We start from the raw sequence: 25538 nt of genomic DNA on the forward strand, positions 1-25538 counted from the left end.
TACGCCTGTGGCTAACCCAACCTACTTTTACTGCGCCGAAACATCGTTTTCAGGTAGCCTGATGCGGTAAAGATCTCGGGCTGCTGAAAGGGGATGAAACAATATAAAGGCTACCTGAAAGTCAGCCATGACTGTTTTCAGGTAGCCTTTAATGCTGTTTCAGGGCAAGTTAAATCAATCCAAATTGCCCAATACGATGCGCAGGATGCGGCGGATGGGTTCTGCCGCGCCCCAGAGCAGTTGGTCGCCCACGGTGAAGGCGCTGATGTATTCGCCGCCCATGGCGAGCTTGCGGATGCGGCCTACGGGCACGGTGAGCGTGCCGGTAACGGCGGCGGGGGTGAGCTCGTGCATACTGGCTTCTTTGGTGTTGGGCACAACTTTCACCCAATCGTTGGCGCCGGCGAGCAGGCTTTCGATTTCGGATACGGGCAGATCCTGTTTCAGCTTCAGGGTGATGGCCTGGCTGTGGCAGCGCATGGCGCCGATGCGTACGCACAGGCCTTCCACGATGGTGGGGCGGCTGCCGCCGAGGATTTTGTTGGTTTCAACGTCGCCTTTCCATTCTTCCTTGGATTGGCCGTTGCCCAAGTCTACGTCGATCCACGGAATCAGGCTGCCGGCCAGCGGCACGCCGAAGTTGGCTTTGGGGTAGTCGGGCGAGCGCAGGAAGTCGGATACTTTGCGGTCGATATTGAGGATGGCGCTGGCGGGGTCGGCCAGTTCGGCGGCCACTTTGCTGTGGATGGCGCCCATGCCGCTGATGAGCTCGCGCATATTTTTTGCGCCCGCGCCGGAGGCGGCTTGGTAGGTCATACTGGAAGCCCATTCCACCAGGCCGTTTTGGAACAAACCACCCAGGGCCATCAGCATCAGGGAAACGGTGCAGTTGCCGCCGATGTAGTTTTTCACGCCGTTTTGCAGGGCGGCATCGATTACGTTACGGTTTACCGGGTCGAGCACGATCACGGCATCATCGTTCATGCGCAGGGCGGAGGCGGCATCGATCCAGTAGCCGTTCCAGCCGGATTCGCGCAGTTGGGAATACACGGATTTGGTGTAGTCGCCACCCTGGCAGGTAACGATGATGTCCATTTTGGCCAATTCGGCGGGATTGTTGGCATCAAGCAGGGTTTTGGCGGCCTGGCCGAAATCGGGAGCGTTGCCGCCTACGTTGGAGGTGGTGAAGAAATAGGCTTCGGGGATGTGGGCGAAATCGTTTTCTTCGCGCATACGCTGCATCAAAACCGAGCCGACCATACCGCGCCAGCCGACAAATCCTACTTTTTGCATAACTGCTCCTTGATTGGTAAAGAAGTGTGAATGAAATGAGACTGCCTTTTTAACCTTGCGGCGCGGAAAAGTAAAGGGGGGAACGGCAGAATTATGTTTTCAGGTAGCCTCTTAGGATTTGGCGGCTGTAGTTTGGCGGATAAACCCGCTATAATGCGCTTTGTTATTTTGTGTCTGCCCGGGCTGTTTGGCGCGGGGTTTTTTGGAATTCACGAAAGGTGTAAACATGAGCTTGAAGATTGCCATCAATGGCTATGGCCGCATCGGCCGCCAGGTGGTGCGCGCGATTTACGAATACGGCCTGCGCGACCAATTTGAAGTCGTCGCCATCAATACTGGCAGCGATTTGCCAATCAACGCCCATCTTACCAAATTCGACACCGTGCACGGCCGCTTTGCCGCCGAGGTGTCGCACGATGAAACCCATCTGATTGTGAACGGCGACAAAATCCGCTTCCTGTCTCAGCGCGATCCGTCCCAGCTGCCGTGGAAAGAGCTGGGCGTAGATTTGGTGATGGAGTGTACCGGCGCTTTCACCAGCAAAGAAAAAAGCTCGGCACACCTTCAGGCCGGTGCGAAAAAAGTGCTGATTTCCGCACCCGGCGGCGATGATGTGGATGCTACCGTTGTATACGGCGTGAACCACCAAGTGCTCACCCCTGAGATGACTGTTGTGTCCAACGCTTCCTGCACCACCAACTGCTTGGCGCCTGTAGCCAAAGTGCTGGCTGAGGGCGTGGGCATTGCCAAAGGCCTGATGACCACCACCCACGCCTTTACGAATGACCAAGTGCTGACCGATGTGAGCCACAAAGACCTGCGCCGCGCCCGTAGCGCGGTGGAAAACATGATTCCCACCAAAACGGGCGCTGCCAAAGCGGTGGGCTTGGTGTTGCCCGAGCTCAAAGGCAAACTGGACGGCTTCGCCGTGCGCGTGCCCACCATCAACGTTTCTCTGGTGGATTTAACTTTTGAAGCCGGCCGCGATACCAGCGTGGAAGAAATCAACGCTCTGGTGAAAGCCGCCAGCGAAGGCTACCTGAAAGGCGTGCTGGGCTACAACAGCATGCCGCTGGTGTCTTCCGATTTCAACCACACCACCCAGGCTTCCGTGTTCGACAGCACGCTGACTAAAGTTTCCAACGGCAATATGGTGAAAGTGTTGTCTTGGTATGATAACGAATGGGGCTTCTCCTGCCAGATGCTGAACACTGCCCGTGCGATGTTCGGGATGCCGGTGCGCCCGTTTGAATAAGGCTGCTGCGTGATACAAAAGGCTACCTGAAAAGTTTCAGGTAGCCTTTTGTATGGTTTGCGGCTAGTGTTGTTATGCCGATATTCGCTCGGCTTGCTTCTGTATATTTCAGGTAGCCCCAAAATTTCAGGCTACCTGAAAATATGGCTGCATATTAAAGCTACACATTAAAAAGGCTACCTGAAACTGTTCAGGTAGCCTTTGCTTTTATTCCAACCGGCTTCAGGAAACCTGCTGCCGATACCATTCGATAAATGCCGCCGGCTCGGTGAAGCCGATGAGCGGGCTGCTGCGGCGGCCGTCGGGATGGATAACGAAGATGCCGGGTGGGCCGGGCAGGCCGTATTCCTGCAACAGCGCGCGCTGCTCGGGCGTGTTGTCGGTGAGGTCGATTTTGAATACGCGCTCGGGCGGCACGGCGGCCTGCACTTCGGGGCGGCTGAAGGTTTTGTGTTCCATCTCCTTGCAGCTGGCGCACCAGTCGGCATAAAAATCCAGCACTACAGGCTTGCCGCTGGCCAAAGCCTGTTGCATGGCGCTGTTGAGCTGCTGTGGTGCGGTGAATACCCGGTGCGCAGTTTGCTGCGGCGGGAACACGGTGAGCGCCTGGTGCAGGAAGGTGGGCTGCATGCGCACGCTCTGCACGGCGAAAAACACGCCCACGGTGAGCAGGAGGCTGCCCAGCCCCATGGCCAAAGGCCTGATTTGGCGGTTGCGCAGGTGTTTGCCCAACAGCAGGCTGCCGGGGATAACCAACAGCAGGGAATAAAGCGCCACGGTTATGCCATAGGGCAGGAAGGGGGCGGCCAGATACACGGCCACGGCCAGCAGTATAATGCCGAAGGCATGTTTGATGCCGTTCATCCACGCACCGGCCTTAGGCAGGATGTGCCCGCCGAAGGTGCCCACCAGAACCAGCGGCACGCCGGTGCCCAGCGCCATGCTGTATAAGGCCAGGCCGCCTAGCGCGGCATCGCCGGTTTGGCCGATATAGCCCAAGGCCACGGCCAGGGGCGGCGCCACACAGGGGCCGACAATCAGCGCCGAGAGCATGCCCATCACAAACACGGAAGCCATCTTGCCGCCGGACAGCTTGCTGCTCTGTTGTTGGAAGTAGCTTTGGATGAAGGAGGGCAGCTGGATAGTGAACACGTCGAACATGCCCAGCGCCAGTACCACAATCAGCGCGGCGGCAGAAAGCACCACCCACGGCTGTTGCAGCCACACGGTGAGCAGCGAGCCAGTGAGCCCGGCCAGCACGCCCACGGCAGCATAAGTGAGCGCCAGCCCCTGCACATAAACCGAAGACAAAATCAGTCCGCGGCGTTTGCCGGCATTGGCACGGTCTCCCACGATGATGCCCGACACAATGGGCAGCAGGGGATACATGCAGGCGGTAAAACTCAAGCCAATGCCGAAACTAAAAAAAGCCAGCAGGTTTGCCCCCAATGTGTCGCGCGACAGGCTAAACGGGTTTTTGCGCGGCTGCGGCACGGGGCTGGCAGCGGGCGAGCCGTCTTGCGGCGCGGTGAAGCGGTTGCTGCCGCCGGCGGGCGGGGTAGCTGTGTCGCCATACACGCCCGTGCCTTTAATTTCCAGTGTTTTGGTTACCGGCGGATAGCACACGCCAACATCCGCGCAGCCTTGGTAGGTGAGCGTGAGGCGGTAGGTGGCGGGTGCGGCGGATTGGAAGGGCAGTTTCACCACGGCTTGGTGGTAGTGCACGGTTTGCTTGCCGAAAAATTCATCTTCCTTTTCCTTGCCCTGCGAAAACTTAGCCGTGCCCAGCAGGCCGGATGGTTCGGTTTCTACGCGGATTTTTTCTTGATAGAGATAATAGCCGTCGGCAATTTGAAACTGCACGGCCACATCCTGCTCGCCCGCCGCCACCGTGGGGCGGAACGCCTGCTCCGCCGGCAGCAGCTGGCCGGCATCGATTGCATGTGCCGCCATACCGGAGCACAACAGCACGGGCAGGGTGAAAGATTGAATCAATTTTTTAAACATAAAGGCTACCTGAAAGCGTTAGCTTCAACGAAGTTGAAACAAGGGCACAAAAATGTGCGCGGATTATAAGGAAATAGTAACTTGCCCGCCATGGGCTTAATTTAACAAAGCGATTGATGAAATTAACTTTGCCGCCACAGGCTTGCTTATATAGACGAGCGGCGCATGCCGTTTCTGACAGCCGCAGCAAAATAATTATGCCCGCCGCCGCCTTTTCGCTTGAAAATCGGCCGCTCCGCCCCATTTGGCAGGGCAAAAGCTCTCTTTCAAAGGAATTTTCATGTCTCATCATCAACATCACCAACACCAAAACCAAAACCCCGAAACCGAACTCCCGCAGCAAGAAGCCCAGGCCGAAGCGGTTGAGCCGCAGGCCACCGCTGAAGCTGCTGCCGAGCCTACGCCGGAGCAGTTGGCTCAGCGCGTGACCGAGCTGGAAGCCGAGCTGGCCGACATCAACAAATACCATCAGGCCGAGCTGCAAAACCTGAACCGCCGCCATCAGGAAGAAATCCAGGCCGCCCACAAATTCGCCGCCAAGAAATTTGCCGAAGAGCTGTTGAAAGTAAAAGACTATTTGGAAATGGCGCTGCTCGACCAAAGCGGCAATTTCGATGCGCTGAAAATGGGCGTGGAGATGACCCTCACCGAGCTCAAGCGTGCCTTCGAGCAGGCTCAAATCAAAGAAATCCTGCCCCAGCCCGGCGACAAGCTCGACCCGCACCGCCACCAGGCCTTCCAAACTGTGGAAAGCGAGCAAGAGCCGAACACCATCGTGAACGTGATGCAGAAGGGCTATACCCTGCACGACCGCGTACTGCGCCCCGCCACGGTGTCCGTTGCCAAGGCGCCGGAGGCGAAATAGCTTTCGGGCTGTAAACGGATTTTCAGGTAGCCTGCTATATCGAATGCAGGCTACCTGAAAATTTTGGCACACAGTACAGCGTTTGCTTCAATAAAAAGGCTACCTGAAAACGCAGCGCAGTGAAGTTTCTGCGAAGCTAAAGTTTCAGGTAGCCTTTGTTGTATCTATTTTTAGCTAGCGCTGAACATCGGCCGTTTTGCCGAAACGCCGGATGCCGTTTTCGCACACCCACACATCCATCTGCATATCGTGCTCTTCGGCTGGCAGGATGTCGGTTTCCTGGCAGGCGAAGCCGGCGCCGATTTTGTGCGGGCAGAGGCGGTGGCGGGGGGCGGCGAGGGTAACGTCGTAGAAGCCGCCGCCTTGGCCGAGACGGTAGCCGCGCCGGTCGATGCCAACTAGGGGGATGATGATGCTATGCAGGTTGTGGATGCGGATTTTGCGGCCGGCAAATTGGGGAATGTTCAGTTTGCCTTGGCGGCGGCGTTCGGGGCGGCCTTGTTGCGGGAAGGGGGTAAACCACAGGCGCTGGCGGCGTGGTTCGATGTAGGGCAGGTAGAGCTCGGTGCCGCGTTGGCGGGCGGCGGCGGCGAGGCTGTCGAGCCGTAGCTCGCTGCCGATGGGCCAATAGATGGCCAGCCGTTTGCCGCGTTTCAGGTAGCCTTTGAGCAGGTTGTTGATGCGTTTTTCGGCACGCTGCCGCTGGGCAGGCGGCAGGCCTTGCCGTTGGCGGTGGAAGTGGCGGCGGAGGTCGGTTTTGCTTGGCATGGCAGGCTCGTCAGCTTAGGTGAGGCCTTTTTTCAGGCGGGTCCAGCTTTCTGGGTCTTCCTGCCATTCTACGCTTTCGCCGCGCAGTATGGCCTGCATCATTTGGGCGGTTTCGGTATCGATTTCGCGGGCGGCTTGGAGCAGGGGCTCGTTGGCAAACACGGGCAGGTCGGGGGTGTATTTCTCGGCCATTTTGTCCATTTGATAGCGGTCGCGGGCGGCGTAGAACTCGCTGAGCTCTTGGGCTTTTTCAGAGTTGATGCCGAGTTTCTCCAGCGCGAGGCGGCCGCTGCGGATGGCGGCGTCTACGGTTTCGCGGATGATGTAGTTGGCGCCGGCATGGTGCAGGTGGTAGGCATGGATGCGGTCGTGGGCGCGGGCGATGATGGGCAGGTTGGGGTAGTGGCGGTGGACGAATTCCACGATTTCGGTGGACTGCTCGCGGTTGCCGATACAGATGATGAGCAGTTTGGCGTGCGCCAGGCCGATGGAATTGAGCAGCTCGGGGCGGGTGGCATCGCCGTAGTAGGTTTTGCTGCCGTATTTGGTGAGGCCTTCCACAGTGTCGGCTTGGTAGTCGATCACGGTGGTGTGGAAGCCGCAGGCGGTGAGCAGGCTGTTGATTTGCTGGCCGAAGCGGCCGTGGCCGAGCAGGATGACGGGGTTTTCCTCTTCAATCACGTCGTGTGGGCGCTCTTGGTTTTCTTCCACGATGCCGCGTGGGGCCACCACTTTGTCGTAGAAGATGAACAGGAGCGGGGTGAGCAGCATGGAGAGGGCAACCACCAACGAGATTCGGTCTGCCATGGCGCGCGGCAGAACATGGCTCTGGCGGGCGATGGTGAGCAGCACAAAGCCGAATTCACCGGCCTGCGCCAGGCTGAGCGCGAGCAGTTTGCTGCCCATACGCGGCAGGTGGAACAGCAGGCCGAGGATGAATAGGATGATGCCTTTTACCGCCAGTGTGGCTAAGGTGATGGCAGCCACCACCCAGAACTCTTTAGCCAACAGAGTGAAATTCATGCCCGCGCCCACGGTGATGAAAAACAGCCCCAACAGCAGGCCTTTGAAGGGCTCGAGATGGCTTTCCATTTCGTGCCGGTAGGAGCTGTTGGCCAGCGCCACACCGGCCACGAATGCGCCCAACGCGGGGGAGAGGCCGACGAGCGACATCAGCGTGGCGATGCCCACCACCAAGGCCAGGGTGAACATGGTGAACATTTCGTTGAGGCGGACTTTGCTGATGAAGCGGAACATGCGCGGTACCAGATAACGTACGCCCACGGCAATGGCCAAAATGGCGGCAATGCTCACGGCGGCGAGCACCCAGCCGGGCTGGTCGGCCAAAAGGTTGGTGGTGTGCGGGCCGCTTCGGTGGTGGTGGCCGACGGCCAAGAGCGGTAAGAGTGCCAGCATCGGGATGGCGGCCACGTCTTGAAACAGCAGGATGGCAAAGCCTGCCTGCCCGCCGGGCGACTGCATCAGATTTTTTTCGCTATAAGTTTGCAGCACGATGGCGGTGGAGGAGAGCGCCAGGATGCAGCCCACGGCCACGCCCATCTGCCAGCTTTTGCCGATGGCTATGGTGATGCCGGCAATCGCCGCCACGGAGAGCAGCACCTGCAATCCGCCCAGCCCCAAGAGCTTATGCCGCAGCTGCCACAGCTTTTGCGGCGCCAGCTCCAAACCGACCAGGAACAGCATCATCACCACGCCGAATTCGGCAACGTGCTGGATGGATTCGGTTTCTTTGCCGGCGAAGCCTAAAACCGGGCCGATGGCGATGCCGGCCATCAGGTAGCCCAACACCGAGCCCAAACCCAGTTTTTTGGAGACGAGCACGGCGGCAACGGCGAAAGCCAGGTAGGTGAAGGAATAGAGCAGAATGGTAGTCATGGGCGTGCTTTAGGATAAGTGGTGTTTGAAATAAAGGGTTACAGTTTTCAGGTAGCCTTTTGCCGCAGGAGGGGCTACCTGAAAACAGCAGGTTTGTTTCGGCAAAACTGCCGTATCTTTCTGGCGGGCTAGCGGCAATCAGTGCCGTGTGGCTTCGGCAATCAGTTTTTCTACCAGTTGCGGCACACCGTCTTTGGCCTTGGCTTTGATGACGCTGATGTTTGCCAAGCCCACCGGCGGCCGCGGATCGACCAGATAGCGTTCGGCTTCGTAGGGCGCGTATTCCACCAGGCCGGCGGCGGGATACACCTGCATCGAGGTGCCGACCACCAGCACTTTATCGGCCTGCGACACCCAGCGGGCAGCAGTTTCAATCAGCGGCACGGCCTCGCCGAACCAAACAATGTGCGGGCGCATGGGGTAGCCTTGCGGGTCGGTGTCGTTGATAGATTGGTCGCCCGTCCATTCGACCACATAGTTTTCGTCGGCGCTGCTGCGGGCTTTGTTCAATTCGCCGTGCAGGTGCAGCACGGTACTGCTGCCGGCACGTTCGTGCAGGTCGTCCACATTTTGGGTAACAATTTGAACCTGATAATATTTTTCCAGTTCGGCCAGCGCGCGATGGGCGGCATTGGGTTCGGCAGCCTGTGCTTGGCGTCGGCGTTCGTTGTAGAAGTCGATCACGAGCTTGGGATTGCGCGCGAAGGCTTCGGGCGTGCACACTTCTTCCACTTTGTAGCCTTCCCACAGGCCGTCGGTGTCGCGGAAGGTGCGCAGGCCGCTGTCGGCGCTGATGCCGGCACCGGTGAGGACGACGATTTTTTGCATGGTTTGCTTTCTTGTGAACAGGGTTGCCGTGTGTTTTCAGGTAGCCTATATGGCCGGATAAAGGCTACCTGAAAATAAGAAATAGTTTTTCAGGTAGCCTTTTTGTTTAAAACCGGCGGTGCTGCAGGGCGGGCAGTTGGTTGCGCACGGTGTGCAGGCGTTGGGGCTTGAGTTCGGCCATGATCCAGCCTTCTCCTTCTGGCCGCTCGGCGAGGATTTCGCCCCAGGGATCGATAATCATGCTGTGGCCGTAGGTGCGCCGGCCGCTGTCGTGCAGGCCGCCTTGGGCGGCGGCGATAACGTAGCATTGGTTTTCGATGGCGCGGGCCTGCAGCAGGGTTTGCCAGTGGGCTTTGCCGGTGGTGTAGGTAAAGGCGGCAGGCAGGAGGAGTACGTCAAACGGCTGCTGGGCGCGGAAGATTTCTGGGAAACGCAGGTCGTAGCACACGCCTTGGCCGTAGCGCCAGCCGTCGATTTCCACAGACGAGGGGATGCTGTTGCCAGCTTCGATGGTGTCGGCTTCGCGGTAGCTTTCGCCAATGCCGGTGTAGCTGAAGAGGTGGGCTTTGTCGTAGCGGCTGAGGCATTGGCCGTCGCGGCCGTATACGAGCAGGCTATTGATGATTTTGCCGCTTTCGTTGGCGAGCAGGGGGATGCTGCCGCCGAATAAGACGATGCGGTGGCGGGCGGCCAGCTCGGCCATGAAGATTTGCAGCGGGCCGCGACCGAATTGTTCGGCTTGGGCGAGTTTGTCGGTGTCGTGTTGGCCAATTAGCGACCAGTATTCGGGCAGCAGCACCCAGTCGGCGCCGGCTTGGGCGGCAGTGGCTACTTGCTGTACGACACTGCGGCGGTTTATGGCGGGGTCGGTGTGAGAAACGAGTTGGATGGCGGCGGCGCGGATAGTTTGCATGGTGTGTTCGATGTTGGATTAAAAAACTAAGGGGAGGCTACCTGAAAGCATCTGCTTCAGCGGAGTTAAAACAATATCTTGTTGCGTGCGGCTGTTTCGGTGAAGCCAAAATTATTTCAGGTAGCCTTGGGTTTATTGTTGGTGCAATCGCGTGGCGTAATCCACTTCTTCGCGGCTGCCCATAATCACGGCCACGCGTTGGTGCAGGCCTTCTGGCTGAATATCGAGCATGCTCTCGCGGGCATTGGTGCTGGCGCCGCCGGCTTGTTCGATGATCAGACTCAATGGGTTGGCTTCATACATCAGGCGCAGTTTGCCGGGCTTGGCCGGGTCGCGCGCGTCTTTGGGATACATAAAGATGCCGCCGCGCATGAGAATGCGGTGAATCTCGGCCACCATGCTGGCTACCCAGCGCATATTGTAGTTTTTGCCGCGGGGGCCGGTTTCCCCGGCGAGCAGTTCGGCAATGTATTGCTGCATGGGCGGCTGCCAATGGCGCTGGTTGGACATATTGATGGCAAATTCGCGCGTGGCCTGCGGGATTTGCGGGTTGAGCTGGGTTTGGACAAATTGGCCGCCGGCATCCAGCGTAAACACGGCCACGCCGTGGCGCAGGCAGAGCACGAGCTGGGTTTGCGGCCCGTAGAGCGTATAACCGCTGGCTACTTGGGCGCGGCCGCTTTGCAGGAAGGATTGGGTGGAAAGCGGACCTGCAGGTTTTTCCAAGATGGAGAAGATGGTGCCGACCGAAATATTGATGTCGATATTGGACGAGCCGTCTAAAGGGTCGAACAGCACGAGATAGCGGCCTTGATCGCTGGCGGACACAAACTGCTCCTCTTCCTCGCTAGCCAAGCCGGCCACGGCGGAGTTGGCAGAGAGGGCGTCAATCAGGATTTGGTTAGCAATCACGTCCAGTTTTTTCTGGGCTTCGTCTTGCACATTGCTGCTGCCGGCTTCGCCCAGCACACCGGCGAGCGCACCTTGGCGCACTTGGCCGCTGATGGTTTGGCAGGCTTGGACGATGGTGGAAACTACACTACCTAATTCGGCAGGCAGTTGGTGTTCGGCGAGGTGTTGCTGGAGGAATTGGGACAGAGTGGGCATGAGGAACTCGATTAGGATGTTTTTGCGGGTTATCTGTGTCAAAGGCTACCTGAAAAGTTTGGTATGGCCTACACGCCGTTACGTTGGATTTTAACTGCGTAGAGGTTTCGCTTTCAGGTAGCCTGTTGGCATGGCCGTATTTTACCCGCACAGTGGCTGGATAGGGTAGGGTTTGCAGGGAGAAATTTGCCGTACCGTTGTGCTGTTCGGGCTGTTTAACGGCATTTGCCGCGGCCGCTGTGGCGTGGCGGCTCAGTACGTCCAGCTTCGCGCCGGATACGATCCACTTCGCGGCGGAACTGCGGGGTAAGGCGCTGGCTTACCTGTTCGTAGCGCTGGCTGATTAGGCGCATCATCGGCGGCATCATAGTTTTGGTCAAATCGCCCTGTTTGTTCAACACACTCTGCCCGGCAGGTGTGTGGTAGAAGGCGATCATGGCGTCCACTTCTTCTTGTGTGTAGGTTTGGCGCATGGCATCACGGCTGATTTCGCGCATTTGGTTCAGCAATTCTTCCGATTGGAAAACTTCGCGGTTCATGCCGGAAACATATTGTTCGGAAGCACGTTGTAGCGCGGCACGCTGCTCGGGGCTCAGGCGGGTGTTGCTATTGATTTGTCGGTTGATTTCCTGGTTGGTGAAATCGGTGGCGGCTGGTACGGCAGTACGCAGCTGGGCGGGCAGGTTTTGCAACTAAATCAGCCGGTTAAGAGATTCGTCAGACGGGGTTTGCGCGGCGGCGGGCAGGGTAATCAAGAGTGCGGCCAAGGCGAGGCTGCGGAAGATAGACCGGCGGAAGCTATGTGGCATGGGATTCCTTTTTGTAGTGAGGCTACCTGAAAGCATTTGCTTCAGCGGAGTTAAAACAAGATATGCACCGCGAGGCTGCCACAGAATGGGCTATTGTCGGTCCCGGTGGTATTCACGGGTGAAAAAACTGCAATCGTCATGCCCGTGAGTGGTGAGCGGCTTGCGCTGACGGTGGTGCTGTTTCAGGCGTACCAGCAGCCATAGCAACAGAGCCAGTAATAAGAAAGAAAGAGAAAGAGATAAATCGAACATCGCTGCCCCCGCAAGTAATGGCACGAAACACTTTGCATCCCTAATTATTTTGCTAGTTTGCTTGGCAAGGCAGTGAAGCCTTGGTTATGCGGGATGAAGTTGTTCGGCTGTAGGTATCAGAATCGGTGTTTGTTATCTGTTTGTTATCGCGGCGCGTGGCCGGTTTTTAAAGCTTGCCACTTTGAGCGGCAGCAAGCTGTTTGCTTGTTATGTTTCAGCAAGCTCCTCTGTTTCAAAAACCTTTGTATCTGTTTTAAATTATAGCGATTTCTCTACATTTATGTCCAGTAAGTGGCTAAAGTGCGGGGAAAGGTTAAGGCATATGTGCAACAAGTGCGTTATTGTGGACAATAAGTATAAAATTATGCTTACTCTTGCGTTTCTCATATAATTTCTACTTGCTTTTATGTCTATGAATGTCTATTATACTAGTAATTAGCAAATTTCCGGTTTAAATTAGACTGAAAGTCCATTATGAAGCTTGATATTGATCTCCTGATTGCTTATTTCGGTGGCGTAAACGCATTGGCCGAGGCCTTACGCCGGCATGATCCTGAAGGGGCCGCTTCCACCGCAGCCATTTACAAATGGCGCACACGCGGTTCGCTGCCGTTGGCACAGCTGCAAAGGCTGACTGCCTTGGCTGAAGCGCAAGGCAGGCCGTTGGATTTGAATGCTTTTCTGGAGCAGCAGCCTACTTTGCAGCGCGCCCCGGCACAGCCAGGCAACAGCCGCATAGTGGTATTCGATACCACTTTGCGAGATGGTGAGCAATCCCCGGGTGCCGCCATGACAAAGGAAGAAAAAGTGCGCGTGGCACGGCAGCTGGAGAGGCTGGGGGTGGATGTCATCGAGGCCGGTTTTGCTGCAGCTAGCCCCGGCGATTGGGAGGCCGTGCACGAAATCGCCAAAACTATTACCGAATCAACCGTTTGCTCGTTGGCGCGGGCAGTGGAGAACGATATACGCAAGGCCGGCGAGGCGATTGCACCCGCACCGAAAAAGCGCATCCACACCTTCATCGCCACCAGTCCCATCCATATGGAATACAAGCTGAAAATGAAGCCGCAGCAGGTGATCGATGCAGCGGTGAAAGCGGTGAAAATTGCCAAAGAATACACGGACGACGTGGAATTCTCTGCAGAAGATGCAGTGCGCTCCGATTTGGATTTTTTGGCAAAAATCTTCACGGCAGTTATTGATGCGGGTGCCACCACCATCAATATCCCCGATACCGTGGGCTATTCTGTCCCATCCGCATGGTACGAGCGCATCAGCAGCATCATCCGCAGCGTACCCAACGGCGGCAAAGTGGTTTGGTCCACCCACTGCCACAACGATTTGGGTATGGCTGTGGCCAACTCGCTGGCCGCAATTCAGGCAGGCGTTCGGCAAGTGGAATGCACCATCAACGGCCTGGGCGAACGCGCGGGCAATGCCAGCTTGGAAGAAATTGTGATGGCGCTGAAAGTGCGGCACGACTTATTCGGCTTGGAAACCGGCATTGATACTACCCAAATCGTGCCCGCGTCTAAACTGGTGTCCAGTATCACCGGCTATCCGGTGCAGCCCAATAAGGCCATTGTGGGTGCCAACGCTTTTGCCCACGAATCAGGCATCCACCAAGACGGCGTGCTCAAACATCGGGAAACCTATGAAATTATGTCGGCCGAATCGGTGGGCTGGTCGGCTAACCGATTGAGTTTGGGTAAACTTTCCGGCCGCAATGCCTTCAAAACCAAATTGGCCGAGCTGGGCATTGAATTGGGTAGTGAGGAAGCACTCAATGCTGCTTTTGCCCGCTTCAAAGAACTGGCCGATAAAAAACGCGAAATTTTTGACGAAGATTTGCATGTGCTGGTATCGGATGAAATGTCTAATCTCACGCCTGATCGTTATAAATTCATCTCGCAGCGAATCGTTACCGAAACCGGTGAATTGCCGCGCGCCGAAATCGTGTTCAGTGCCGATGGCGAAGAGCAGCACGCCGAAGCCACCGGCTCCGGCCCGGTAGATGCGATTTTCAAGGCCATCGAAAGCGTGGTGCAGAGCGGCGCCGAATTGCAGATTTATTCGGTGAACGCGGTAACCTTCGGCACGGAAAGCCAAGGCGAAACCGGTGTGCGCCTGGCCAGAAACGGCCGCGTGGCCAACGGCCAGGGTGCGGACACCGATATTCTGGCTGCCACCGCCAAAGCCTATCTTTCTGCGTTGAACAAGCTGGAAGGTGGTGAAAAAGTGAAGGCGCAGGGCGGGATTTAGCTGGGTTTTGTTTTCCGCTTGCTTTTGAAGTACCGCCCTTCGGCATCATGCTGCAGGGCGGTTTGATTTTGCGCGAAAGGCTACCTGAAATTATGCGATATGGTTTTCAGGTAGCCTTTTTGTTGTGCAGGCGGCTGGGATGTACGCATCTGAGCAATGCAGATATCCCCGCCTGAGTTTTGCAGCGCCAGACTGCTTTCAGGTAGCCTGAATCATTCTGCATGAGCAGGGCGGTTTGTGCACCAGATAGTTGATTCGTGCCACATAAAATCTGATTAAAGCCTGTGTTTTTATATTTAAATTAGCTGGTTTTACTGCTTCGGTATTGCCTGGCTTGCTCCGAACAATATGGGCTGCGCCATGTGTGGCAAAGGTATAGTGAATTAACAAAAACCAGTACAGCGTTGGCTCGCCTTGCCGTAACGTGTGTACTGTCTGCGGCTCGCCGCCTTGTCCTGATTTAAATTTAATCCACTATAAATTGGCTGGAAACGTGTTGTCCGCATTTAAAAGGCTACCTGAAAATTTCAGGTAGCCTTTTATGGATTGGCTTAGGCATCTGGCAGGGCGGTTTCGGGGACGCTGTCTTGGGTGAATTGGGCGCAGACTTCGAGGATATCGCTGCCGAATTTTTGGATTTTGGCTTCGCCCAAGCCGTAGATGTTTTGCAGTTCGGAGAGGCTGGCGGGGCGTTGCTGCACGATGTCTTGCAGGGTGCGGTCGCCACACACAATGTAGGCGGGCACGTTCTCGGCGCGGGCGCGTTCGGTGCGCCATTGGCGCAGGGCTTGCCAGAGGCGTTCTTCGCGCTCGGTGCGCAGCCATTGTTCGCGCGGGGTACGGGTGGCGGATTTTTCGCGTTTGAGCGGGCGCAGCATCACGGTCTGCTTGCCTTGCAGCACGGGGCGGGCGGCTTGGGTGAGCATGAGGGCGTGGTAGTTGTGCGGGTCGGTGGCGAGCAGGCCTTGGCCGATGCATTGGCGGATGATGCCGCGCCATTCTTTGTCGGACAGGGCGGCGCCGATGCCGTAGGTGGAGAGCTGGTCGTGGCGGTTTTGCCGAATCCAGTCGTCGGCTTTGCCGCGCAATACGTGGATGACGTAGCCGGCGGCAAAGCGCTGGCCGACGCGGTAAACGCAGCTGAGGAGTTTCTGCACGTTTTCGGTGGCGTTGAAGAGGACGGGCGGGTGCAGGCAGTTGTCGCAGTGGCCGCAGGGGGGGATTTCTTCGCCGAAGTGGCGCAATAGGGCGGCGCGGCGGCAGCTGGAGGTTTCGCACACGGCAAACATGGCTTCGAGTTTTTGCTGTTCGATTTGCTTTTGGAAGTCGTTGCTGTTGCCGGTTTGGATGCGTTCGCGCAGCAGGGAGTAGTCGTTGAGGCCGTAGCACAGCCAGCTAGCGGCAGGCTGCCCGTCGCGCCCAGCGCGGCCGCTTTCCTGGTAGAAGTGTTCGATGCTTTGCGGCATATCGAGGTGGGCAACGAAGCGCACGTCAGGTTTGTCGATGCCCATGCCGAAGGCGACGGTGGCCACGATGATGAGGCCTTCTTCGCGGGTGAAGCGGTGTTGGTTTTCGTTGCGCTCGGCCATGGTGAGGCCGGCGTGATAAGGCAGGGCGCGGTAGCCGTGTTCGTTTAAAAAGGCGGCGGTGTCTTCCACTTTTTTGCGGCTTAAGCAGTAAACGATGCCGCTTTCGCCGTGGGGACGGTTGTGCAGAAAATCGAGCAGCTGTTTTTTGCCGTTGTTTTTTTCAATGATTTGGTAGTAGATATTGGGGCGGTCGAAGCTGGCGATGTATTCGGCGGCGTTTTCCAGTTTGAGGTAGTGTTTGATGTCGGCACGGGTTTCGGCGTCGGCGGTGGCGGTGAGGGCGATGCGGGGGATGGTGGGGTAGCGCTCGGCCAAAAGGCCGAGCTGGCGGTATTCGGGGCGGAAGTCGTGCCCCCATTGGCTCACGCAGTGGGCTTCGTCGATGGCGAACAGGCTGATTTCGGTGTGGTCGAGAAAGCGCAGGAAGCGTTCGCTTACCAAACGCTCGGGGGAAACGTAGAGCAGTTTCAGGTAGCCTGCCTCGATAGTGTCGGCAATCTGCTGCACCTGACTGCTGCTGATGCCGCTATGCACGCTGGCGGCGGCCACGCCTGCGGCCTGCAGGGCGGCCACTTGGTCGTCCATCAGGGCAATCAGCGGCGACACTACCACGGCCAGCCCGCGCCGCATCAGGGCGGGAATTTGATAGCACAGGGATTTGCCGCCGCCGGTAGGCATCAGCACCAGCAGATTTTGCCCCTCTGCCAGCGCGTTCACAATTTCTTCCTGCCGCCCACGGAAGGCGTGATAGCCGAAAACTTCGCGCAGGATGCTGAGGGCGGAGGGTTGTGGCATGAGTGGTTTTCCGTTTGCGGGATTTGTTGGATATAATGGCGCGGATTTTATAGCGTTTGAAGGCTACCTGAAAGGATTTTTATGCAACTGAAGAGATGGGCCGGGCTGTGTGCGGTGTTGGTGTTGGCGGGTTGTCCGAGTATGAGCGGCGGGCCGAGCCTGGGCGGCAGCTGGAGAGAAGTGGGTGTGAGCCAAAACGGCAATATGCGTTACGAAATAGACACTTCCAGCATTCGGAAGGAAGGCAGCCGGGTTAGCTTCCGCGAGCGGATTACCGTGTCGGATGTGGGGCGCGAGCATTATGTGAACACGCCGCATTTCAAAACGGCGGTCAACCAATGGCAGTTCGATTGCCAGGCGCGCACCCGCCATTTGGCTGCGGTGGATATGTGGGATGCTTCAGGCAACAAACTGGCTGCCAACCAATATGAAACAGCCAGGCGGCCTGCCCAGCCGGTGGTGAAAGGTTCGGCCGGCGGTAAACAGTTTGAAATTGCCTGTGGCAAAACTTTGTGATTTTTGCAGAATTAAGGAGAGAAAATATGCGGATCAAGGGAATTGTGGCCGGCCTGTGTCTGCTGGCCGCCGCTGCGCCAGCTTGGGCGGATGATGCGGCACAAACTGAGCTTTTGAGTGCGCAGATGGCGTATCAGGAAGCATTGAAAGCGCAAACCGATAACGGCAGCCGTGTGAACACGCTGCGCACCCGTTTGGAAGCGGCACAAACTGCTTTGCAGCAGAAACAGGCGGAAATCACGCAGTTGCAAACGCAATTGAATGAGGCGGATGTGGCCGCGCAGCAATCGAATACCACGATGGAAGAGGCCGGCCGCCGGTTGGATGCGGCTTGGACGGCAGTACGCGGACAGCAGCCTTAGCCGGAGATGAGTAGCAGCAGACTTGTAACTTTGCAGAAACTGGTTTTGACTGGTTAAAGTTGCGCTTTCAGGTAGCCTTTGCTTGCCCGGCTATATCGGCATATAAAAAACCGGCCTGATTATTCAGGCCGGTTGGTTTATGCTGCGAGGGCATGAAGCCCCGTACCGCGTGGGTTAAGCTTTAACAATCTTAACTTTGTAGCGGCCGTCTTCTTGACGGTAAGCACCGTGGATGTCGGTTTCGAAGCCGGGGAAGTGGGCGCCGATTTCGCACAGCATCATCAGGAATTCCAAGATGGGCTTGCTCTCTTCGGTGATCATTTCACCAGGCATTACCAACGGTACGCCGGGAGGATAGGGCAGAATCATGTTGGCGTTGATCTTGCCTACCATGTCTTCCAAGTAGCAGTCTTCAATCTGACCTTTCAGCTCAAGCTGGAAGGCTTTGTGCGGGTTCATCACCATGGTCGGCAACACTTCGAATGCGCTGAACATGAGTTCAGGCAGGTTGTGTTTGCAGATCAGGCTGTGGATGCCTTGTGCCAATTCTTGAATCCGCATTTCTTGGTAGAAAGAGGGCGATTCGTTGAATACGCGCGGCAATACTTCTTCTACGGTGGCGTTGGCATCGTACAGGGACTTGAACTCGTTCAATGCGTGCAGCAGGCTGAGGGCTTTGGTGTCGTCCACGCCGATGCTGAAGAGCACGAGGATGTTGTAGGGACCAGTTTTCTCCACGATGATGCCGCGGTCTTCCAAGAATTTGGAAACGAGGGTAGCGGGGATACCGGTTTTTTCCAGCTCGCCGTTTTTATCCAAGCCCGGGGTAAGCAGAGTTACCTTGATCGGGTCGAGGTACATGTGCTGGGCGTCGATGTCTTTGAAGCCGTGCCATTTGTCGGTCTGATGCAATTCCCAGCATTCGATGTTATCAACGTTTTCAGGTTGCCATACGTCGAAATACCATGAATCGGCATGGGCTTTGTGTTTCTTGATTTCCTTACGGAATTTAACGGCGCGCTCCAGTGAATCCTGCATCAGGCGTTTACCGGCATTGCCGCGCATCATGGCTGCTGCCACTTCGGTAGAGGCTACCATGGGGTAGAACGGAGAAGTGGAGGTGTGCATCATGTAGGCTTCGCCGAAGGTGGCGGTGTTCAGGTTACCTTTAACGTGAATCATGGAAGCCTGTGAGAATGCAGCCAGCAGTTTGTGGGTGGAGTGGGTTTCAAAGATTACCTTGTCTTTAACCTGCTTACCGCCCATACCGGTTTTGCCGTTGTAGATCGGGCTGAAGTTGGTGTAGGGAACCCAAGCAGAGTCGAAGTGGATGGATTTCACATCCAGGGTGTCTTTGATCTTGTCGGTGTTGTAGAACAGGCCGTCGTAAGTGGAGTTGGTAATCACGGCATGTACCGGCCAAGTGGCGCCCGGAACTTTGGTAAGTTTTTCGGTAATAACTTCTTTGGTGAATTCTTTTTGCGGAATACCACCCAAGATACCGTAGGCGTTACGGGTCGGTTTCAGATACACTGGAGTAATGTCGCTCATCATCAACAGGTGGGTTAATGATTTGTGGCAGTTACGGTCGATCAGTACGGTGCTGCCGGCCGGAACGGAGTACATACCCACGATTTTGTTGGCGGTGGAAGTACCGTTGGTTACGATGTAGCTGTGGTCGGCATTGAAGGTTTCGGCGATGTATTCTTCGGCCTCTTTGTGCGGGCCGGAGTGGTCGAGCAGAGAGCCCAATTCGCCCATAGAAACTGAAATATCTGATTTGAATGTGTTTTCGCCGTAGAAGTCGTAGAACAGGCTGCCTACGGGAGATTTCAAGAAAGCGGTACCGCTCATGTGGCCCGGAGTACAGAATGTGTATTTGTTTTTCTCAACGTAGTCAAACAGGGCTTTAGTGAAGGGCGGGGTGATATTGTCGATATAGTGACAGATTGCTTTTTCAATTTTATCAACAACGTCTTCGTTGCTGAACAGATGGCAATCGATGAAGGTGGCGTGGTCGCCTACAGCGCCGAAGTCCACGGGTTTGTCGCAGTCGGTGGGCTTCAGAATGAATACGGGCAGCTCATCGTTGAGTGCAATAATTTGTTCGTCTAATTCTCGGTTGAAAATATCCAGTGTACAAAGCACTGAGCCTATTCTGGCGTCATGTTTCAGGAACGTCAGGATTTCTTGCGGGTCATGGGCTATTCGGATGGTGTGACCACCCTTTTCCAAAGTTTCAATCAAGCTCTTCAGATAGTCACCAAGTTCCTTATGACCACAGCCTAATAAGATGTTCTTCATGATCTAAATCCTTTAAGTAAATAAAAAAACAACTGCTTTTGCCAGCAGGTAAGCTGGCTTTTTGCTACCACCGCTGTTGTGCCATTTTGGCGCAACAACAGTAGTGGCAACCTGTGTTTTGCCGCTTGCGGATACAAGGGCAAAAATAAACCTGCATATGGGGTATGCAGGCAAGTGATTGATAGGGTATTAATGATATTCTTGGCTGTGTGGCCTGGCATTAGATAGAGAATCGTGGCAGCCGAGGCTGGCGGCGGGTAGAATATCGGATTACAGTTAAGGACTGCTAAGAAAATGTAACAGTTCTTTAGCTGTTGCGTTCAAGTGGGCAAATATTAGAATTATTTGCATACCTTGCCTGCATTTAAAGCTGGTTGATTTTAAAGAACAATATCTTGATATGTGGCTGAGTTGGCAGTTTATTTGAATGCCTATCTATTTATTGATACATCATATCATAAAATATGGCGCCTTGGGTTGACTTTAGTCAGAAATTTTTAGAGTAAAGCTGTAGGATAGGGTGTGGAAAAGAAGTGGAAGAGCTATGCCGGCAAGGGCTTAGCGTGAGTTTATAAAAATAGAAACGGTAGGCTTGGGGAAGCACCTACCGTTGGAGAAGCGAGAGCGAGTTTGTTGCCGAATAAAAGGAGGAAGCAGTATTTTCAGGTAGCCTCTGCCTGCTCTTGCCAGGCGGGGCGTTTCCATTTAGGGGCGTCTTGGAAACGATAGGCGGCCATTTTGTTCAGTAGGGCGGGGATGCTGCTGTCTGTACACACTAAGCCGGTATTGGCGGCTGGCATGAAACCTTGGCTGGCGGTGTGTTGCAACAGGGTGGTGATGGGATTGAAAAAGCCGTTGATGTTGAGCAGGCCGATGGGTTTGCTGTGTAGCTTGAGCTGGGCGGCCGAAAGCACTTCAAACAGCTCTTCGTAGGTGCCCAATCCGCCGGGCAAGGCGATGAAGGCATCGGCCTGTTCAATCATTTTGGTGCGCCGATCGGCCATATTATCGGTGATGATGAGCTCGGTGAGGCGGCCGTGCGCCATTTCTTCGTGGCGCAGGAAGGTGGGGATGATGCCGGTTACTTTGCCGCCGGCAGCCAGGGCGGCAGAAGCCACTTCGCCCATCAGGCCGATGCCGCCACCGCCGTACACCAGCCGGCTGCCGCGTTCGGCAATGGCACGCCCCAGCTCGCGGGCGGCTTGGCTGTAGCTCGGGTCTTCGCCGAGGTTGGAGCCGCAATAGACAACAATGTTGTTCATAGCATTCATATTTATTCTTTCAGGTAGCCTGAGGCCTTAGCCAAATAATGCTTGCGGCACATTTCTGGGTTGCATGTGCATACCTTAAACAGTATTTATATTCGGCGGCTTGGTGCAGGCCTCATCCTCTTGGAGGGTAGTGATTTCGGCAATTAGCCGTAAAAGTGAAAAGGTGAATTATAGCGAAATAGGAATTTTTGCGCACAGGCCGGAGGGTAGGGCGGGCAAAGGCTACCTGAAAATGCCACAACAGCTTTTCAGGTAGCCTTTGGCTTTAGGTGGAACTGATGCGTTCAGGTAGCCTGAAACCTGTATGGTGCAAAAAAACAGGCTGCGGATTGCTCCGGCAGCCTGTTTGGCGTGTATCGTTAATGCCCGTGGTGGCAGCCGCCACCGCCGGCCGAGGCCATGGCTTCGGCAGCTTGCGCGTCGGCGTGGTAGCTAGAGCGCACCATGGCGCCGATGGCGGCGTTGGTGAAGCCCATGGCGTAGGCTTCGTGCTCGAACTGTTTGAACATTTCGGGGGTAACGTAGCGCAATACGGGCAGGTGGCTGTTGCTGGGCTGCAGGTATTGGCCAACGGTAATCATTTCGATGTTGTTGGCACGCATATCGCGCATGATTTCGCGCACTTCGTCGTCGGTTTCACCCAAGCCAACCATGATGCCGGATTTGGTGGGGATGTGCGGCATCATTTCTTTGTAGCGGCGCAGCAGCTCGAGCGAATGCTGGTAGTTGGCGCCGGGGCGGGCTTGTTTGTAGAGGCGCGGGTGGGTTTCCAAGTTGTGGTTCATCACATCGGGCGGGGTTTTGGCCAGAATTTCGAGGGCGATGTCCATGCGGCCGCGAAAATCGGGCACGAGGATTTCGATTTTGGTGTTGGGGCTGCGCTCGCGGATGGCGGTAATGCAGTCGGCAAAGTGCTGGGCGCCACCGTCGCGCAAATCGTCGCGGTCTACCGAGGTGATAACAACGTAGCGCAAATTCATGGCAGCCACGCTGGAGGCGAGGTGTTGCGGCTCTTCGGGGTCGAGCGCGTTGGGGCGGCCGTGGCCGACGTCGCAGAAGGGGCAGCGGCGGGTGCAGATGTCGCCCATAATCATGAAGGTGGCGGTGCCGCGGCTGAAGCATTCGCCGATATTGGGGCAACTGGCTTCTTCGCACACGGTGTGCATTTTCTGATCGCGCAGGATATTTTTAATTTCAAAAAACTTCTTGCCGGTGGGCAGCGGGGCGCGAATCCATGCTGGTTTTTTCAGTTTCTGCTCCAGCGGCACAACTTTAATCGGGATGCGGGCAACTTTGGCCGCGCCTTTGTGTTTGACGCCCCGGCTGTTGTCTTGTTTGTTTTCTGTGGTCATGGTTTATACCTTTGCTGTGTTTTTAATGTGGTGTGTACTTTTCAGGTAGCCTGTGTGTGGGGCTAATCGGCCGGCTTTTCAGGTAGCCTCAACTGCTGCTGCAAATGGGCAGTCAGCTTGGCGGCCACGTCGGCCACGGATGGAGCGGGCTGTACCAAGTCGGCGATTTGGGTCATTTCCAGCCCGGCGTAGCCGCAGGGGTTGATTTGGTGGAAGGGGCTCAAATCCATGTTTACGTTTAATGCCAAGCCATGATACACCGCGCCGCGTTTGATGCGGAGACCGAGCGAGGCGATTTTTTTGCCGTCCACATACACGCCGGGGCGCTTCGGGTCGGCTGCGGCGGCGATGCCGTATTCGGCCAGGGTGGCGATGATGCTGTTTTCCAAGCGGCTCACCAATTCGCGCACACTGATTTTGCGGCGTTTGAAATCGATTAGGGTATATACCACCAGCTGGCCGGGGCCGTGGTAGGTAATTTGGCCGCCGCGGTCGATCTGCACCACGGGGATATTGCTGCGGGCCAACAGGTGCTCGGCTTTGCCGGCCATGCCTTGAGTGAACACGGGCGGATGTTCCACCACCCAAAGCTCGTCTTCCGTGCGCTCGCTGCGCGCATCGGTGAAGGCTTCCATGGCGTGGAAAACCGGGCTGTATTCTGCCAGGCCAAGCTGGATGACTTTCATCACAGCACCACTTTCACCAAGGGGTGTGAGGTGAGTGCGAGGTAAATATTATCGAGCTGCGCCTTGCTGTGGGCGTTTACGGTAACGGTTACGCCCTGGTAGTTGCCTTGGCTGCTTTCGCGGTGGCGCATATCGTGTTCGGTGGTGTCCGGTGCGTGCAGGCGCACGGTTTCCAATATTTGCACGGCAAATTCGGGGTGCTTGGCGCCCATGATTTTGATGGAGAAGCGGCAGGGGAATTCCAGCAGGGTTTCTTGGTTGGTTTCGCTCATGATGGTCTTTCAAACGGCCGCCGTTCGGAGTGGCGGCGCGGTATAATCAGGGCGGCATTTTACTGGAAAACCGATGGCTTGAACAACACGCCGCTGTGTGGCGGAAATGGGGTTTCAGGTAGCCTTTGGCGCCGGATAAAGGTTACCTGAAAAGATTAACCGGCTGATTTTTATAGCTGCTTAAAATAAGAATAAGACGGCTTTGGTTTGCCGCTTTGTGTTATTTCAACAGAGAAACCGCTATAGTGTGTCAGAAAACTGCGGCCTGCTCCGTCTAAGCTATGTCTTCCATTTTTCCGAAAGCTCAAACCATGCTGCGTAAAATATTGCTGCTCTTAGCCGCCATCATTCCCGCCGTTCTTATCCTCGGCTTGTTTGCCCCTAAATTCATCGCTCAAGCCAAACCAGGAGCCCATACCATGCCCAATAATCCCGCCTTTGCCCAACACCTCGTTTCCCTGCACACCCCGGATGGCCGCCCCGTGCAAACCCTGCTCAAGCCCGGCCGACCCACACTGGTTAAATTCTGGGCCAGCTGGTGCCCCTTGTGCCTAAGCGAGCTGCAAATCACCGCCGAATGGCAGCAGTCTGCCGAATTTTCCGGCGAAAACGCCCGTGCCAACTTGATTGCCGTGGCCTCGCCCGGCTTTCTCGGCGAAAAGCCTGAAGCCGAATTTAAAGAATGGTTCGGCAAGCTCGATTATCCCGGTTTTCAGGTAGCCCTCGATGACGGCAGCCTGGCCAAAGCCGCCGGTATCGGTGTGTATCCCAGCTGGGTGTTGCTCTCAGCCGAGGGAGAGATCTTGCGCGTGCACAAGGGCAGCCTGCAGCGCGAACAAGCCCTTGCCCTGCTCGACAACCCCAATGCCGACCTCGCCGCCGTGCCCGTGCAGCAGCACTACACCGCCGCCGACGGCAGCAGCCGCACCGCGCACACCAAAACCATCTATCTCGCCGGCGGCTGCTTCTGGGGCGTGGAAGCCTATATGCAGCGCCTGCCCGGCGTAGTGGATGCCGTATCCGGCTATGCCAACGGCCAAACCGCTCATCCCAGCTATGAAGACGTGATTCACGGCAGCGGCCATGCCGAAACCGTGAAGGTGGATTACGACCCCGAGCGCATCAGCCTAACCGACCTGTTGCGCTACTACTTCCGCGTAATCGACCCCACCTCGCTTAATCAGCAAGGCAACGACCGTGGCCGCCAATACCGCACCGGCATCTACTACACCGACCCCGCCGAAGCCCAAACCGTGCGCGCCGCCCTGGCGGCCGAACAGCGCAAATATAGCCGCCCCATCGTGGTGGAAGCCCTGCCGCTGCAGCACTTCTATCCCGCCGAGGCCTACCACCAAGACTACCTCGCCAAAAACCCCAACGGCTATTGCCACATCGACATCGGCCTGGCCGACCAGCCGCTCGAACCGGCCGAGGGCGGTAGTGCTCCCGCCCAAGGCTTCAATCCCGCCACCTACCGCAAGCCCGACGACGCCACCCTGCGCCGCACCCTCACCGACGAGCAATACCGCGTTACCCAAAAAGGTGACACCGAACGCGCCTTCAGCCACCAATACGACAACCTGTTCGAGCCCGGCCTGTATGTCGATATTGTTAGCGGTCAGCCTCTGTTTAGCAGCCGCGACAAATTCAATTCCCATTGCGGCTGGCCCAGCTTCACCCGCCCCATCAGCCCCGATGCCGTTACCAAACACGACGACTACAGCTACCATATGCACCGCACCGAAGTGCGCAGCAGCGCCGCCCATTCCCATCTTGGCCACGTCTTCCCCGACGGCCCCCAAGACCTCGGCGGTCTGCGCTACTGCATCAACGGCGCCAGCCTGCGCTTCATTCCAGAAAACCAAATGCAGCAGCAAGGCTACGGCGGCTACCTGAAAGATTTGCATTAAGCGCGGATCAATGCGGAACAGGCTACCTGAAGGTTCAGGTAGCCTTTGTTTTGAGATAGCTGATCTAGCCAATCCAATTACAATTGATACAAGGCGGCGAGCCGCAGACTGTACAGGTGTATGGTAAGGATAGCTAGCACCGTATTAGCAGTTGAGTTGATTGGCTAAAGGCTATCTGAAAAGGAATAACGAGCTTTCAGGTAGACTTTCCCGCATAAAAAAACTG

The 25538-nt window shown here is 56.2% G+C and carries 20 protein-coding genes; 6 read left to right on the forward strand and 14 right to left on the reverse strand.

What is annotated here, in order from left to right; translation table 11 throughout:
* Nucleotides 1-174 precede the first annotated feature (174 nt).
* Nucleotides 175-1293, reverse strand: a complete 1119-nt coding sequence (gene asd / locus HMPREF2796_RS07385; protein WP_070632479.1) for an aspartate-semialdehyde dehydrogenase — start codon at nt 1291-1293, stop codon at nt 175-177.
* 226 nt (nt 1294-1519) lie between these two features.
* Between asd and gap the strand changes: the two genes are divergently transcribed.
* A complete protein-coding gene (gene gap, locus HMPREF2796_RS07390; RefSeq protein ID WP_070632482.1) occupies nt 1520-2548 on the forward strand; it encodes a type I glyceraldehyde-3-phosphate dehydrogenase in 1029 nt (342 codons plus the stop codon).
* Nucleotides 2549-2770: 222 nt separating this feature from the next.
* Here gap and dsbD read toward each other — a convergent pair whose 3' ends face one another.
* Nucleotides 2771-4555: a protein-disulfide reductase DsbD gene (gene dsbD / locus HMPREF2796_RS07395; protein WP_070632486.1), complete on the reverse strand. Its 1785-nt coding sequence runs from the start codon at nt 4553-4555 to the stop codon at nt 2771-2773.
* Nucleotides 4556-4835: 280 nt separating this feature from the next.
* Here dsbD and grpE point away from each other — a divergent pair, with 280 nt between their 5' ends.
* On the forward strand, nt 4836-5420 hold the full coding sequence (gene grpE / locus HMPREF2796_RS07400) for a nucleotide exchange factor GrpE (RefSeq protein WP_070632489.1): 585 nt from the start codon (nt 4836-4838) through the stop codon (nt 5418-5420).
* Between the two features lie 174 nt (nt 5421-5594).
* On the opposite strand, the gene HMPREF2796_RS07405 is transcribed toward grpE, so the two are convergent.
* The 6 genes from HMPREF2796_RS07405 to HMPREF2796_RS07430 form a co-directional block, all read right to left on the reverse strand.
* The gene (locus HMPREF2796_RS07405; RefSeq protein WP_070632492.1) at nt 5595-6188 is read right to left on the reverse strand and encodes a 5-formyltetrahydrofolate cyclo-ligase; all 594 of its coding nucleotides are present in this window, start codon (nt 6186-6188) and stop codon (nt 5595-5597) included.
* Between the two features lie 15 nt (nt 6189-6203).
* The gene (locus tag HMPREF2796_RS07410) at nt 6204-8084 is read right to left on the reverse strand and encodes a monovalent cation:proton antiporter-2 (CPA2) family protein (RefSeq protein ID WP_070632494.1); all 1881 of its coding nucleotides are present in this window, start codon (nt 8082-8084) and stop codon (nt 6204-6206) included.
* 138 nt (nt 8085-8222) lie between these two features.
* On the reverse strand, nt 8223-8912 hold the full coding sequence (locus HMPREF2796_RS07415) for an SIR2 family NAD-dependent protein deacylase (protein ID WP_070632497.1): 690 nt from the start codon (nt 8910-8912) through the stop codon (nt 8223-8225).
* 106 nt (nt 8913-9018) lie between these two features.
* On the reverse strand, nt 9019-9825 hold the full coding sequence (locus HMPREF2796_RS07420; RefSeq protein ID WP_070632500.1) for a carbon-nitrogen hydrolase family protein: 807 nt from the start codon (nt 9823-9825) through the stop codon (nt 9019-9021).
* Between the two features lie 132 nt (nt 9826-9957).
* Entirely contained in the window at nt 9958-10932 is a 975-nt protein-coding gene (locus tag HMPREF2796_RS07425) for a class 1 fructose-bisphosphatase (RefSeq protein WP_070633459.1), read from the reverse strand.
* 215 nt (nt 10933-11147) lie between these two features.
* Nucleotides 11148-11624 carry a DUF2059 domain-containing protein gene (locus HMPREF2796_RS07430; protein WP_070632502.1) on the reverse strand — a complete coding sequence of 159 codons (477 nt, stop codon included), beginning with the start codon at nt 11622-11624 and terminating at the stop codon, nt 11148-11150.
* 843 nt (nt 11625-12467) lie between these two features.
* On the opposite strand from HMPREF2796_RS07430, the gene HMPREF2796_RS07435 reads away from it, so the two are divergent.
* Nucleotides 12468-14255 carry a 2-isopropylmalate synthase gene (locus HMPREF2796_RS07435; RefSeq protein ID WP_070632505.1) on the forward strand — a complete coding sequence of 596 codons (1788 nt, stop codon included), beginning with the start codon at nt 12468-12470 and terminating at the stop codon, nt 14253-14255.
* Between the two features lie 551 nt (nt 14256-14806).
* Here HMPREF2796_RS07435 and recQ read toward each other — a convergent pair.
* Complete coding sequence (gene recQ, locus HMPREF2796_RS07440; RefSeq protein WP_070632508.1) at nt 14807-16639, reverse strand: DNA helicase RecQ; 1833 nt, start codon at nt 16637-16639, stop codon at nt 14807-14809.
* Nucleotides 16640-16720: 81 nt separating this feature from the next.
* Between recQ and HMPREF2796_RS07445 the strand changes: the two genes are divergently transcribed.
* Together HMPREF2796_RS07445 and HMPREF2796_RS07450 are read left to right on the forward strand one after the other, a co-directional pair.
* The gene (locus HMPREF2796_RS07445; protein WP_070632511.1) at nt 16721-17155 is read left to right on the forward strand and encodes a surface-adhesin E family protein; all 435 of its coding nucleotides are present in this window, start codon (nt 16721-16723) and stop codon (nt 17153-17155) included.
* Nucleotides 17156-17181: 26 nt separating this feature from the next.
* The gene (locus HMPREF2796_RS07450; RefSeq protein WP_070632515.1) at nt 17182-17517 is read left to right on the forward strand and encodes a hypothetical protein; all 336 of its coding nucleotides are present in this window, start codon (nt 17182-17184) and stop codon (nt 17515-17517) included.
* A gap of 174 nt (nt 17518-17691) precedes the next feature.
* Here the strand turns inward: HMPREF2796_RS07450 and HMPREF2796_RS07455 are convergent, their stop codons facing one another.
* The 5 genes from HMPREF2796_RS07455 to HMPREF2796_RS07475 form a co-directional block, all read right to left on the reverse strand.
* Entirely contained in the window at nt 17692-19821 is a 2130-nt protein-coding gene (locus tag HMPREF2796_RS07455; protein ID WP_070632518.1) for a lysine decarboxylase LdcC, read from the reverse strand.
* A gap of 662 nt (nt 19822-20483) precedes the next feature.
* Nucleotides 20484-21083, reverse strand: coding sequence for an LOG family protein (locus HMPREF2796_RS07460; RefSeq protein WP_035579837.1), 600 nt, complete (start codon nt 21081-21083; stop codon nt 20484-20486).
* A gap of 368 nt (nt 21084-21451) precedes the next feature.
* Complete coding sequence (gene lipA, locus HMPREF2796_RS07465) at nt 21452-22444, reverse strand: lipoyl synthase (protein WP_070632522.1); 993 nt, start codon at nt 22442-22444, stop codon at nt 21452-21454.
* Nucleotides 22445-22506: 62 nt separating this feature from the next.
* Nucleotides 22507-23130 carry a lipoyl(octanoyl) transferase LipB gene (gene lipB / locus HMPREF2796_RS07470; protein WP_070632523.1) on the reverse strand — a complete coding sequence of 208 codons (624 nt, stop codon included), beginning with the start codon at nt 23128-23130 and terminating at the stop codon, nt 22507-22509.
* Nucleotides 23130-23402, reverse strand: coding sequence for a YbeD family protein (locus HMPREF2796_RS07475; RefSeq protein WP_070632526.1), 273 nt, complete (start codon nt 23400-23402; stop codon nt 23130-23132). Before HMPREF2796_RS07475 ends, lipB begins: the two co-directional genes overlap by 1 nt.
* Nucleotides 23403-23713: 311 nt before the next feature.
* Here HMPREF2796_RS07475 and msrAB point away from each other — a divergent pair, with 311 nt between their 5' ends.
* A complete protein-coding gene (gene msrAB / locus HMPREF2796_RS07480) occupies nt 23714-25312 on the forward strand; it encodes a bifunctional peptide-methionine (S)-S-oxide reductase MsrA/peptide-methionine (R)-S-oxide reductase MsrB (protein WP_210385356.1) in 1599 nt (532 codons plus the stop codon).
* Nucleotides 25313-25538 lie beyond the last annotated feature (226 nt).

This window comes from Eikenella sp. HMSC071B05 (genome assembly GCF_001811325.1).
Taxonomy (GTDB): Bacteria; Pseudomonadota; Gammaproteobacteria; order Burkholderiales; family Neisseriaceae; genus Eikenella; species Eikenella corrodens.